Annotated in this window: 11 protein-coding genes; 7 read left to right on the top strand and 4 right to left on the bottom strand. The window is 66.6% G+C overall.

The annotated features are described in order from the left end of the window. Window positions 1-31 precede the first annotated feature (31 nt). Complete coding sequence (locus tag ACMGER_RS12740) at window positions 32-2683, bottom strand: TonB-dependent receptor (RefSeq protein WP_436812509.1); 2652 nt, start codon at window positions 2681-2683, stop codon at window positions 32-34. Between the two features lie 168 nt (window positions 2684-2851). On the opposite strand from ACMGER_RS12740, the gene ACMGER_RS12735 reads away from it, so the two are divergent. From ACMGER_RS12735 to ACMGER_RS12725, 3 genes are all read left to right on the top strand, one after another. Beyond that, window positions 2852-4405 (top strand): carboxylesterase/lipase family protein, encoded by a 1554-nt coding sequence (locus ACMGER_RS12735; protein WP_436812508.1) that lies wholly within the window; start codon window positions 2852-2854, stop codon window positions 4403-4405. A 39-nt stretch (window positions 4406-4444) separates the two neighbouring features. After that, window positions 4445-5155 carry a TetR/AcrR family transcriptional regulator gene (locus ACMGER_RS12730; RefSeq protein ID WP_436812507.1) on the top strand — a complete coding sequence of 237 codons (711 nt, stop codon included), beginning with the start codon at window positions 4445-4447 and terminating at the stop codon, window positions 5153-5155. Window positions 5156-5475: 320 nt separating this feature from the next. Continuing rightward, window positions 5476-8274 carry a TonB-dependent receptor gene (locus tag ACMGER_RS12725; RefSeq protein ID WP_436812506.1) on the top strand — a complete coding sequence of 933 codons (2799 nt, stop codon included), beginning with the start codon at window positions 5476-5478 and terminating at the stop codon, window positions 8272-8274. Between the two features lie 204 nt (window positions 8275-8478). Here ACMGER_RS12725 and ACMGER_RS12720 read toward each other — a convergent pair whose 3' ends face one another. Then, window positions 8479-9189: an SDR family NAD(P)-dependent oxidoreductase gene (locus ACMGER_RS12720; RefSeq protein ID WP_436812505.1), complete on the bottom strand. Its 711-nt coding sequence runs from the start codon at window positions 9187-9189 to the stop codon at window positions 8479-8481. Between the two features lie 120 nt (window positions 9190-9309). Continuing rightward, window positions 9310-10770 carry an amidophosphoribosyltransferase gene (gene purF / locus ACMGER_RS12715; RefSeq protein WP_436812504.1) on the bottom strand — a complete coding sequence of 487 codons (1461 nt, stop codon included), beginning with the start codon at window positions 10768-10770 and terminating at the stop codon, window positions 9310-9312. A gap of 127 nt (window positions 10771-10897) precedes the next feature. On the opposite strand from purF, the gene ACMGER_RS12710 reads away from it, so the two are divergent. Further along, a complete protein-coding gene (locus ACMGER_RS12710; RefSeq protein ID WP_436812503.1) occupies window positions 10898-11149 on the top strand; it encodes a DUF7218 family protein in 252 nt (83 codons plus the stop codon). 39 nt (window positions 11150-11188) lie between these two features. Here the strand turns inward: ACMGER_RS12710 and ACMGER_RS12705 are convergent, their stop codons facing one another. After that, window positions 11189-11620 carry a hypothetical protein gene (locus ACMGER_RS12705; RefSeq protein ID WP_436812502.1) on the bottom strand — a complete coding sequence of 144 codons (432 nt, stop codon included), beginning with the start codon at window positions 11618-11620 and terminating at the stop codon, window positions 11189-11191. A 204-nt stretch (window positions 11621-11824) separates the two neighbouring features. Between ACMGER_RS12705 and hisI the strand changes: the two genes are divergently transcribed. Genes hisI through ACMGER_RS12690 form a run of 3 tightly spaced genes read left to right on the top strand, consistent with a single transcriptional unit; the run spans window position 11825 to window position 13123 of the window. Further along, window positions 11825-12187 (top strand): phosphoribosyl-AMP cyclohydrolase, encoded by a 363-nt coding sequence (gene hisI, locus ACMGER_RS12700; RefSeq protein ID WP_436812501.1) that lies wholly within the window; start codon window positions 11825-11827, stop codon window positions 12185-12187. Further along, complete coding sequence (locus tag ACMGER_RS12695; protein ID WP_436812500.1) at window positions 12184-12687, top strand: hypothetical protein; 504 nt, start codon at window positions 12184-12186, stop codon at window positions 12685-12687. Before hisI ends, ACMGER_RS12695 begins: the two co-directional genes overlap by 4 nt. Window positions 12688-12718: 31 nt before the next feature. Then, window positions 12719-13123 carry a MerR family transcriptional regulator gene (locus tag ACMGER_RS12690; RefSeq protein WP_436812499.1) on the top strand — a complete coding sequence of 135 codons (405 nt, stop codon included), beginning with the start codon at window positions 12719-12721 and terminating at the stop codon, window positions 13121-13123. The last annotated feature ends 2 nt before the right edge of the window (window positions 13124-13125 follow it).

Below are 13125 nucleotides of genomic sequence, written 5' to 3'. Positions count from 1 at the left end.
GAGCACGATTCCATTTCATCCGAACAGACCCCTATTTGATCTTGAGCGTCGCGGTGAGGAAGAAGGCGCGCGGCTGCGACGGGATGACCTGGATGAGACCGTTGGACCCCGCCGCCGCCACCGCTTCCGGCGTCAGCCCCTGCCGGTCGAGCGAGGCGAAGATGCTGCCCGAGCGCGAATAGGACAGGATGCCGTAGTTGTTGAGCAGGTTGTTGACGTTCGCCTGCACCCTGAAGTTGCCGAACTCGACCGATGCGCCGAGGTCCACCGTGCTGAAGCCGGGCAGGTAGAAGGCGTTGAAGCGGTTCGCCGCGCGCTTGCCGAGATAATTGTAGGTGGCGAACACCTGCAGCGCATCGGTGAGCTTCACCGTGCCGGTCGAGCGGACAATCAGCTTGGGATTGTTGTCGGCATCACCGTCCGGAATCGTGACGAGCCGGTCGTCGTCGCGCGTCGGCTGGCCCTGGATCCAGGTGCTGAAGCCCGACGCCTTGGGCTCCTGGATCGTCACCGCCGAATAGAGGTTGAAGCGGCCGAAGGTGAGGTTCGACTGCAGCTCGACGCCATAGGTCTCGATCTGCCCGAACACGAGCGGCGGCGTATAGGCGAGGCCGTTCTGGTCGACGAAGGTCTGCGAATCGGCGACGTTCGACAGCTTCGAATAGAAGGGGAAGGCCTGGATATCGATGCCGCCGCGACGGTATTTGAGACCGGCCTCGATCTGGGTGATCTTCTGCGGCCTGGGGAATTGGGTCGCGATCTCCGCGGGCGTGTCGATCGCCTGGATGATGCCGAAGCTCGGCGCCTTCTTGCCCTGCGTGTAGCGGACATAGGCGTTGAAATTGTCGGAGAATGTGTAGGCAATCGAGCCGGAGAAGTTGAAGAAGTCGAACTTGCGCTTCGTCTGCGTCGTCCCGGTGATCTGGTTGGGAGCGTTGTCGTAGAGCGTCGCCGGATTGCCATCCGCCCCGCCGACGGCGAAGCGGTTGCCGGTGAAGGCGGTCAGCGTCGCGTTGGTGATGTCGTAGCTGATCCGCTCGTAGCGCACGCCGCCTTCGATCTGCAGCCGATCGGTAACCTGCCAGCTGTCCCCGGCGACGAAGGAGAGCGTCTCCTGCTCGCCGTCGTAATAGTCGCCGCCGACGTTGGCGCCGAAATTGGAGAAGCCGGTCGGCGACGTCACCTGGAAGCTGCCGCCGCCTGCGGCCGGCGCACGGTCGAGCGTGATGCTGAGGAACTGCGGATCGGGCTCCAGCGTGAGCAGGCCGTAGCCGGCGACCGACATGTCCTGCCTGAGCGTGCCGGTCTGGTAATAGCCGCCGATCGCCAGATTGTGGTTGCCGAGCTCCGCGCTCAGCGTGAACTGGTCCTGGAAGGATTCGCCCCGGTAGCGCGGCGAATAGCCGGCGAGCGTCTCGACCCCGTTCGCCAGGATATGCTGGTTGGGCAGGTTGTTGACCGGCACGCTGACCTGGAGCCCGCCGGGCCCGATGTCGATGTTGGCCCGCGCCGCGATGCTGCCGTCGGGGAAGCGGAAGGTGAGGGTGCCCGGCGCGATCGCGCCGGTGAAGAGATAGGTGGTGAGGTCGCTCAGCGACGACGCGCTGATGATCGCGCCGACCGACCAGTCGCTCTTGTTGCGGCTGTAGCGCGCCTTGTTCTCGAAGCGGATATTGTCGCCGAACTCCTGCGTCCAGTTCGCCCCGACCGACCAGGATCGCGAGTGCACCGCGTCCTTCGGATTCCAGTTCGCTGCGCTGTCGTCGGGGCGAGTGTAGGGGTGGTCGCCGGGACCGGGCAGCGTCGTCTTCGTGTTGTCATAGGGCCGGGCGATCTTCGGGTCCTTGAAGCCGAAGGCCGGGATGAACTCGTCGAAGCCGTTGCGGTCGTTCAGATATTTTGCGGTCAGCAGCAGCGAGCCGCTGTCGTAGCGCCACAGCAGGTTGCCGCGGACCTGTCCGCCGCGATTGCGGAAGAAGCCGGGATCGCGCGCACCGATGCTTTTCCGGTAGAAGCCGGCCACCGCATAATAGAGCTCCGACGAGCCGATCCGGCCGCCGGTATAGGCGTCGGCGCGGTAATATTCGTTGTTGCCGCTCCCCTCCAGGCCGACCTTGGCCTGGATTTCCGTGCCGGGATCGGAGCGGCCGGTGCGCGAGATGTAGTTGAAGATGCCGCCGGGCGCATTGGGTCCGGTGATCGCTGCGGTGCCGCCGCGCAGCGCCTCGAGCCGGCTCAGCATGATGTCCGGCCGGCTGAAATAGTCGGGGCCGTAATTGCTGACGAGGATCGGTTCGACCGGCAGGCCGTCCTCTTGCAGCGAGACGTAGAAATAGCCGTTGTCGGCGTCGAGCGAGTTGGCGGAGACGCCGCGCGAGTAGACGACGTTGCGGATCTCGCCCAGCGCGTTGTTCACGAACACGCCCGGCACGGTGCGGAGCACGTCCGCGGCGGAAGTGATTGCCTGCTGCTGGAGCTGCTCGCTGGTGACGGCGGTGATCGAGATGGGCGCCCGCTCGATCGCGCGGGGATTGAGCACGCCGGTGACGATGATGTCCTGCTCCGGGGACGGCTCTGCTTCCTGACTGTCCTGCGCCGGAGTCTGCGCCAGGGCCGGCGCTGCAGCCAGTATCGCGGTGGCAAGTGCGGTACCGGACGCCAGCAATGCTGCGAAACCACGCATCATCCTCTCCCCTCCCACTTTGCGAGTGCCGCACCGTGGCCCGATGCTTGACACTGCTGTTTATTCATTCATTGTTGAATGAACGTACGACGGAATTTGCGCTGCTGTCAAACCGGGAGAGGATGAAGGATGGGGGCGATACGGCAGCTGTCCCGGATGCAGCGGTGCATGATCGCAGCGGGCGCGCTGAGCCTGACCGGCAGTGCCTCGGCGCAGGCTGACCAGGTGCGGCCTGCCTCAGCGGGCGTGGTGACGATCGACACCGGGAGCATCGCTGGCGAGGTCCGTCCGGACCTGCGCGTCTATCGCGGCATTCCCTATGTCGCGCCTCCGGTCGGGCCGCTTCGCTGGCGACCGCCCCGGCCGGCGCCGTATTGGGACGGCACCCGCGACGCGACCCGCTTCGGCCCCGCCTGTCCGCAGCGAGGCCCTGCCGGCGAGAGCGACATCACCCGCTTCGGCGGCGCGGGCCAGCCGACCAGCGAGGACTGTCTGACGCTGAACGTCTGGGCACCCCCGGCCGGCGCGGCGCGCGCGGCGGTGATGGTGTGGCTCCATGGCGGATCGGGACGGATGGGCGCCGGATCGCTGCCCTATTATGACGGCAGCGCCTTCGCCCGCGACGGCGTGATCATGGTAACGATCAACTACCGGCTCGGCCACCTCGGCGCCTTCGCCCACCCGGCGCTGTCGGGTGAGCCGGAAGGCGGCAACTATGCGCTGATGGACCAGATCGCGGCGCTCCAATGGGTGAAGCGCAACATCGCCGCCTTCGGGGGCGATCCTGGCAATATCACGATCATCGGCCAGTCCGCCGGCGGCATCAGCGTCTTCAACCTCATCGCCTCGCCCACGGCGCGGGGGCTGTTCCATCGCGCAGTGATCGAATCGGCTGGCGGATGGTTTCCGCCGCCGCCCGGCCGCGAGAAGGCGCACGCCGCCGGGATCGAGGTCGCCCGAGCTGCGGGGGCGCCGGCGAACGCCACGGCAGCGCAGCTGCGCGCGCTGCCGGCGGAGGCGTTCGCCAAGGCGCCAGGAGACGCTGTCGCCGAGCCCAATCGGGCGCTGCTGCCCGAGAGCCCGACCGTGACGATCTATGGGGGATGGCAGGCGAGAGTGCCGCTGCTGATCGGCGTGACCGATGGCGAGGATTCGCTGCTCGACTATGGCGGCGGCCTGGCGAAGGCCAGGGCGTCGACTACGCCCGAGAAGATCGCCGAAGTCCAGCGGCGCTACGGCGGCGGGCTGAGCGAGGAGCTGGCGCTGCGCTACTCCATGCGCGACGGGCTGGGCACCGCGCCCGCGCGATGGGTGGCGCGGCACTGGTCGAGGCGCTCGCCCGTCTACCTCTATCGATTCCAGCACATCGGCACGCACGACAGGCGCAACCGGGCGCCGCACGGCGCCGAGATCTTCTATGTGTTCAAGACGCTCGGCCGTGAGCCGGGCCAGCCGCTGACGCCAGGCGCGGCCGATCTCCGGCTCGCCGACGCCATCCATGCCCGGTGGGTCGCCTTTGCCCGCACCGGCAATCCCAATGTCGAGGGACTCGCCCAATGGCCGGCCTATTCGGCCGACGGCGATCCATGGATGGTCTTCGCCGCCGGCAAGGGCCGGGTGGAGCACCATATCCTGGACAAACAGCTCGACTGGTATGACGGCAAGGTCGGCTGGCTGGTCTGGCTGGCGTGGATCAAGGCGTGGTTCGCGCGGTGGTTCTGACGTCTTCCATCCATGCCGGCCTCGTCTAATAGAGTGCGGATGACGAGCGAGCCTCCCTTTCCGGCGCGCCGGCGGCGCCAGGCGGAACAGCGCGAGCAGACCACCACCCGGATTCTCGACCACGCCGAGATGCTGTTCGCACGCCACGGGCTTCACGGCACCACGCTCAAGCAGGTGGCCAAGTCCGCAGGCGTCGATCCGGCGCTGCTCCACCATTATTTCGGCGACAAGCAGCAATTGTTCGACGCGGTGTTCGGCCGCCGGGCGGTGATCGCCAATCGCGTCCGCACCGAAGCGATGGATCGCTATGCCGAAGCCGCAGGCGACGCGCTGACCGCGGAGGGCGTGATCGACGCGTTCCTCACACCCACGTTCGAACTGGTGATGGAATCTGATCCCGGCTGGCGCAATTATGCGGTGCTGGTCGCGCAGGTGAACAACACGCCCGAATGGGGCGGCGAAACCATGCGGCTGCATTTCGATCCGCTGATCCAGCGGCTGATTGCGCTGTTGAGGCAGATCGCGCCGGAATTGTCCGACGCGGACCTTTATTGGTTCTATCACTGCCTGTCCGGAGCGCTCACGCTGACCCTCGCCCAGACCGGACGGATCGACAGGCTTTCGAGTGGCCTCTGCCGATCGGACGACATGGCCGCGATTCGCCAGCGGATCATTCCGTTGTTCGCCGGGGGATTTGAGCGGCTGCGGGCCGAACGACGGGAAGCGCCGGGTCCGGAAACGGGCGCCTGAGCGCACCCTTCCGCAGCGTCTGCTCATGGACGCGGCCGCTGGGGCCGCCGGTATCCCGCTAGGACCAGAACGATACTTTCATAGCCCAACTGGGGATTTGGACTTTTCCTGCCCCTTTCGAGATCGGCTTTCCACGACGAAATGCTGCTTCCCGGCGGTGATTGCCGGCAGGCGCCGTCGATTGTGCTCGCATGAATGGTAGTATTTTGGTTATGTCGATTGTAGCGCGATGGAGCGGGCAAAGCCGCCGGGCGCGACCGCCAGCGGGGAACGGCGTCCATGCGACGCACGCCAATCGATGCTTGAAAAGGGAGTACCACATGCGTTTGCGAGAGATGACCCTGCTGTCCACCTCCTTGGCCGGCGTTCTCGGCTTCGCCGGCAGTGCCCAGGCGCAGCAGGTCCCTGCCACCCCGTCCGGCACGACACCCGCACAGGAAGCTGCACCCCAGCCGGCGGATCAAGGCGCTGAGACCGGCGACGCCGACATCGTCGTCACCGGCTATGCCGGCAGCCTGCGCGAGGCTATCCAGATCAAGCGCAACGCGAACGCGGTGGTGGACGTGATTTCCGCCGAGGACATCGGCAAGTTTCCCGATCGCAACGTCGCCGAATCGCTGTCGCACATCCCGGGCGTCTCGATCGACCGCCGTTTCGGCGAGGGCGAGAAGGTCGCCATTCTCGGCACCGATCCGGCGCTGAATCGGATGCTGCTCGACGGGCACGGCCTCGCCTCGGCCGATTGGGGCGGCAACGACAACGATCCGAGCAGCCGCACGTTCAACTACTCGCTGCTCGCACCCGAGCTGGTCGACCGGCTGGAAGTCTACAAATCGCCCGAGGCGCGCATCGAGGAGGGAAGCCTCGGCGGCACGGTGATCGTCCGCACCCGCCGGCCGCTCGAGCTGGAGGCCAATTCGATCTTCGCGTCGGGCGGCTATTCGTACAATGACCGGGCGGAGAAGGGGAGCTTCCGGGGCTCCGGCCTCTACAGCTGGAAGAACGAGGCGGAGACGTTCGGCATCCTGGTCGCCGCCACCTATGACAGGCAGAATCTCGTGCGCTCGGGCGTCGAGTTCTTCGGCTACGACAATGCCGACGGCTCCGGCAGCCCCTTCATGACGACCAACGCCGCGGGCGAGCGCGTGCTCAAGAACCCGAATGCGGTGATCACCGGGGGCACGCTCGCCGACCTCGACGCGGCCGCATCGCCGTTCGGTATCAACTACGCCTATTTCCAGCAGCGGCGCGAACGCGCCAGCGTCGCGGGCACCGTGCAGGTCCGTCCGACGGAGGGCCTGACCCTCACGCTCAACGGGCTGCACATCGACGGCAACTACAACAACTACAGCCAGTCGATGTACACGATCCCCGGCGCCTGGACGGGCGACGTGCTGCAGTCGGCGACCATCTCGAACGGCGTCGTGACGGATGCCAGCTTCGGCGCCGCCACCGGACAGAGCGCGCAGCTCGACACGCTCGTCCGCCGCACCAAGCTCAAGACGGACAACGTCAACTTCTTCGCCGACTGGGAGGGCGACGACGGCGCCAAACTGTCCTTCGCCGCCGGGTGGAGCAAGGCGACCGGCGGGCGGAACCCCGAATATCTCTTCAACGTGCAGACTCGGGCGCCGTTCAGCTATTCGATCACCCCGACGTCGGCCGAGGTGAACTTCGGCGGCGACATCACCGATCCGGCCAGCTATTTCACCAATCCCAACAACAATCCCGCGACGATCGAGGGCAGCCCGGTGATCGTCAACGGCACGCCGCTCGTCGCCGCGCAGATCGGCGGCCTCGACTACAGCGTCACCACCGACCGGGACGTGTTCGGCGGGTTCGACGCGACCGTGCCCCTCGGCGGCTTCTTCACGCAGCTGCTGATCGGCGCCCGCTTCACCGACCATGTCAACCGTGTCGATGCGCGCGGCGTGAATACCTACCTCCAGCAGTCGCTGCTGGGTTCGCAATTGGGCGTGGAGGCGCTCGTCACTCCCGACGGCGTGTTCGGCGGTACGGGAGCCGGCGGCAATGCGACGCAGTACCTGAACCTGCCCGAGCAGTCGGTCATCGACGTCCTCGCCAATGCGATCAATTCCCCGCTGGTCGATAAGATCGGCGCGTCGACGCGCGTCAAGGAAAGGGTCGCGGCGAGCTACGTTCAGCTCAACTTCGAGGACGGCGGGCTGCGCGGCAACATCGGCGGACGGCTCGTCTATACCAAGAACGTGTCGCACTATGCCCTGACCTTGCCGACGCCGGACAATCCCAATCCGCGCCCGGTGCCGACCAGCACCTCGACCGACTATCTGAAGTTCCTGCCGGCGCTCAACATCGCCTATGAGGTCAACCCGAAGCTGATCTTCCGCGGCGCGGTGGCCAAGGTGATCTCCCGGCCGCGCTACCAGGACCTGGCGGCCTCGATCACGCAGAACGACGTCACCTACGACGCAGGCGGCGGCAATCCCTTCCTCAAGCCGTACGAATCGACCAACTACGAGATCACGGCGGAATATTATCCGGCGCCCGGCGCGCTCCTGTCGCTCGAACTCTACCGCCGCGAGATTTCCAACTACATCATCACCACGCGCCAGGAAGGCGTGACGCTCTACAATTCGCTGACGGGCCAGCTCGAGAGCCGTTACAGCGTGTCGCGGCCGATCAACGGCGGCAAGGCGAAGGTGAACGGCATCCTCATCAACGGCCAGGCGGAGCTCTGGGGCGGGTTCGGCATCCAGGCCAACTATGCCTATCAGGACAGCAGCACCTCGACGACGCTGGACACGACCGAGATCCTCAACCTGCCTTATCTCTCCAAGCACACGGTCAACATCATTCCCTATTTCGAGAAGGGACCGTTCCAGGCGCGCCTGAGCTACAATTATCGCTCATCCTATTTCCGGACGATCGGGCGCCTCGGTTCGCAGGAGATGGTGGCGCCGTACCATCAGCTGGACGCTTCGGCGGCGCTCAAGCTGACCGAGAACGTCACGCTGACCGTCCAGGCGCAGAACCTGCTCGACGAAAAATATCTGCAATACAGCGGCACGCGCGATCGCCCCTCCGCCTTCTATAAGAACGGCCGCACCTTCGTCGGCAGCATTTCCTTTCGGATGTAGCGCGCCTGTTTGAGCCTGGGCCTCCGACGGTGCTTAAACGGCGGCTGTCGGAGCCATGGAGTCGGCGATTCGCATCGCCACTCCAACCCTCAGGTCATCGCAACAATATCCTCGGGAGAGCGGCGGCGCTGAGACGTCGGATCCCGCGCAAGCTATTGTCGGTGGCGCGGGCGGGTTCCAGGCCAGGCTGATCGCGGCCGCCGGTCAGTCGACGCGGACGAAGGCACCGGTCTCGAAGTCCTCGGCCAGCAGGGCGACGATCCGGTCCGCCACCGCTTCCGGCGGCTTGACGCTCGCCGGGTCCTCGCCCGGATAGGCGCGGGCGCGCATCCTGGTGCGGGTGGCGCCGGGGTTCACGAGCGCGACCCGCGTCGACGAGAGGTGGCGGACCTCGTCGCCGTAGCTCAGCAGCAGGTTCTCGAACGCAGCCTTGGAGGCGCCGTACATGCCCCAATAGGCGCGCGGCTCGCGACCGACGGTGGAGGTGAGGCCGATCACGCGGCCGTGCTGCGATGCCTTGAGCAGCGGATCGAACGCGCCGAGCAGCGCCGTCTGGGCGCTGACGTTGAGCGTCATCACTCTGGCGAATTCCTTGGGATCGAAGGCCGGGACGGGACCCAGCGTCCCGAGGGCCGCGGCGTTGAGCACGAGGATGTCGAGCGCCGGCCAGCGTCCGGCGATGGCGGCGGCAAGGCGGGGGATGGCGTCGCTTTCGGTGAGGTCGAGCGGGGCGATGGTGGCGGTGCCGCCCGCGGCGTCGATCGCCTCCTCGACCTCCTCAAGCCCGCCGGCGGTGCGGGCGGTGAGGATGACATGCGCGCCGGCGGCGGCAAGCGCCTTGGCGGTGGCGGCGCCGATGCCGCGGCTGGCGCCGGTGACGAGGGCGGTGCGATTCGAAAGAGGTCCGTCAGCCATTCAACAATCCGTTCGCCCTGAGCTTGTCGAAGGGCGAGTAGCCGCGCGCGATGCGCTTGAGGAGAGGCGGGCTTCGACAAGCTCAGCCCGAACGGAGATTTGGTTGGAGAAGTCGGAAGTTTAGCCCACTCGTTCCTCGAGCAGCGCGAACTGGTCGATCGGGGCGCTTTCGTCCTGGTCGGTGAGGGTGGTGGGATAGTCGCCGGTGAAGCAGGCGTCGCAATAGCCGGGATGCACCCGCGGCCGCCCGCCGTTCTGGCCGATCGCCTTGTAGAGCCCGTCGATGCTGACGAAGGCGAGGCTGTCGGCATGGATATAGGTCCGCATTTCCTCGAGATCATGGGTCGCGGCGAGCAGTTTCGACCGTTCGGGCGTGTCGACGCCGTAGAAGCACGAATGCCGCGTCGGCGGCGAGGCGATGCGCATGTGCACCTCGGCGGCGCCGGCGTCGCGCATCATCTGCACGATCTTGAGGCTGGTGGTGCCGCGCACGATCGAATCGTCGATGAGGACGATGCGCCTGCCCTGGATCAGCGCGCGGTTGGCGTTGTGCTTGAGCTTGACGCCGAGATGGCGGATCTGGTCGCCCGGCTGGATGAAGGTGCGCCCGACATAATGCGAGCGGATGATGCCGAGCTCGAACGGGATGCCCGACTGCTGGGCATAGCCGATCGCGGCGGGAACGCCCGAATCGGGCACCGGGATGACGAGATCGGCATCGACCGGATTCTCGATCGCGAGCTGCGCGCCGATCGCCTTGCGCACGTCGTAGACCGAGCGGTCGTCGGCGATCGAATCGGGGCGCGAGAAATAGACCCACTCGAAGATGCACGGCCGCGGCGCCATCGGGCTGAACGGACGATGCGAGGTGACGTCGGTGCCCTTGACGATCACCAGCTCGCCCGGCTCTACGGCGCGGACGAAGTCGGCGCCGACCACGTCGAGCGCCACCGTCTCCGAGGCGAAGATGACGGTGTCGCCGAGCCTGCCCATCACCAGCGGGCGGATGCCGAGCGGGTCGCGGCAGGCGATCATGCCCTCGGCGGTCATGCAGATCAGCGAATAGGCGCCCTCGAGCTGCTTCAGCGCGTCGATGAACTTGTCGATCAGCGTGCGGTAGCTGGAGGTGGCGACGAGGTGGATGATCACCTCGGTATCCGAGGTCGACTGGAAGATCGACCCGGTGCGGACGAGATCGCGCCTGAGCCGCATCGCGTTGGAGATGTTGCCGTTGTGCGCCACCGCGAAGCCGCCGCTCTGGAGCTCGGCATAGAGCGGCTGGACGTTGCGGAGCGCCGTCTCGCCGGTGGTCGAATAGCGGACATGGCCGCAGGCGACGCTGCCCGGCAGCGCCCGCATCACGTCGTCGCGGTCGAAGTTCCCGGCGACATGACCCATCGCGCGATGGGTATGGAAGCCGTGACCGTCGTAGCTGGTGATGCCGGCCGCCTCCTGGCCGCGGTGCTGGAGCGCATGGAGGCCGAGCGCGACCAGCGCCGCCGCGCCGTCCGCCCCCGAAACTCCGAAAATGCCACACTCCTCGCGGAGATGGTCGTCGTCGAAAGGATGAGTGGTGAGCATCATTTCCCGCACGGGCTGTGTTCGAACGCCATATAGGGAGGCCGAGCCGGTTTGTCGCCTATTTGTCATCATCTGCTGAACCCACCCCGTTCCGCACGCGTTCGGTCTTCGAGAAAGGAGACTGACCATGCCGGGCAAGGACCATGGACCCCAGATCAAGGACGACAAGCTCTACGACAAGCTGCGTGACGAGGGCGAATCGAAGGAGAAGGCGGCGCGCATCGCCAATGCGAAGGCGGGCCATTCGCTCGACCATCGGTCGACGCATCTCGAGGACCGCAGCAAGGAGGACCTCTACGACGAGGCCAAGGAGATCGGCATCGATGGCCGCTCGAAGATGGACAAGAAGGAACTGATCGACGCGATCCGCAATCACTGAGCGGCCGCCGAAGGTTCCGAAAGTTCCGGGAAAACGACATCAATCGTCGCCTTGGCCGCGGTCTCGGCGCGTGAAGCGCGTCATCGGCTCGCCGTAGCAGGCGGCGTAGAGCAGGCGGTTGTCGAAGCGGTGACGATGGCCGACCACCCGGCCGTTCCGCATCACCGGGGAGATCCAGCCGTCGCGGCCGCGCCGGACCGCCTCCTCGAACGCGTTTTGCCGGCCCTGCTCGAACGCCATGTCCCAGGCGCGGGCGAAGCTTGCCGCGCCCGGTCGTTTGCGCAGGCGATTCGCGGACTGCGGCGTCATCCCGACCGCGCGCGCCGCGGCCGCGACGCCGCCGTGTTCGGCGAGGTTCGCGATGAAGCGGCGCTGCCGATCCGCAGTCCAGCCGTCGCGGCGGTGTGACGTGGTGGGAACCGGCGTGAAGGCGATCTGGTCGTCGTCCGAAGGAGCGAGCGAATCGGTCATCCGACAGGATATGGCTAAATCGCCTGGATGTAGGAAAGCGGAATCTTCAGGTTTGAGGAATGTCTTTTGTCGTCATTCCCGCGAAGGCGGGAATCCATTGTCACTGGTGGCAGTGAGACTCACGACGATCAGCCAGGATAGATTCCCGCCTTCGCGGGAATGACGGTGGTTCAATCTCGACCGGATAGCCTCTAGAGCACGCCCATGACCGATCCTCGCGAGAGCGGGCTGACGCTCGACCCCAGATATGACGCCGCTGGCCTGGTGACGGCCGTCGCCACCGATGCCGCCACCGGCGAGGTGCTGATGGTCGCGCACATGAACGCCGAGGCGCTGGAGAAGACGTTCGCCACCGGCGATGCGCATTTCTGGTCGCGCAGCCGCGGCCGGCTGTGGAAGAAGGGCGAGACCTCGGGCCATGTGCTGCGCGTCGTCGAGGCACGGATCGACTGCGACCAGGACGCGGTGTGGCTGCGCGTCGAGCCCGCCGGGCCTGCCTGCCACACCGGTGAGAGAAGCTGCTTCTACCGCCGGATCGAGGGCGGCGGGCTGGTTCGCGTCGAATGATCCGCTGGGCGGCGCTGCTGCCGGTGCTGCTGCTCGCGAGTTGCCCGCCGCGGCCGCGTGACGCCGTGCAGACGAGCGGGGCGCCCGACCTGGAAACCGCGGCCATCGCGCGCGGCATCGTCCGCGATCCGCGCGATACCGAGCCGACCGGCCTCTATGCGCGCGACACCGACCGTGTCTGTATCGTGCCGAAGGGGATCGATTACCGCGTCGGTGCCTTCGTCGACTATGGCGAGGGGATCGCCTGCAACGCCGCGGGCAGCGCCACCCGCTCGGGAGAGACGCTGCGGGTGCGGCTCGGGGATGGCAAGTGCAGCTTCGATGCGCGCTTCGACGGCGACCGCATCACCTTTCCCGGGCGGTTGCCCGATGCCTGTGCGGCGTTGTGCACGCAGCGCGCGTCGCTGGCGGCGCTGGAGGCGACGCGGCTCAGCGAGTCGTTGTCGGAGGCGGCGGCGATGCGCGACGGGCGGGGGTGGTTGCCCTGTGCGACTCGTTGACGTTCACGTAAAGGGAAGGCATAAACGGGCCATGTCGCCCTCGCCCGCTCTGGCCCCGATCGAGCCACGGACCGATCGGGAGAGCTTCTCGATCTCGGACCTGTCGGCCGAGTTCGACGTCACCGCCCGTGCGCTGCGCTTCTACGAGGACGAGGGGCTGATCTCGCCCGAGCGGCGGGGCCTCCAGCGCATCTATTCGCACCGCGACCGCGCCCGGCTCGCCTGGATCCTGCGCGGCAAGCGCGTCGGCTTCAGCCTGGCCGAGATCCGCGAGATGATCGACCTCTACGACATCGGCGACGGGCGGCAGGTGCAGCGCCAGGTGACGCTCGCGCGTTGCCGGGACCGGATCGCGCTGCTGAGGCGCCAGAAGGTGGATATCGACGCCGCGATCGCCGAGCTGGAGGATTTCGTGGCGCTGCTCGAAGAATCCTGAGG

Source organism: Sphingomonas astragali, from assembly GCF_051400615.1.
GTDB lineage: Bacteria > Pseudomonadota > Alphaproteobacteria > Sphingomonadales > Sphingomonadaceae > Sphingomonas.
The sequence above is the reverse complement of the archived record's forward strand: the minus strand, read 5'-3'. Positions and strand labels throughout refer to the sequence as shown.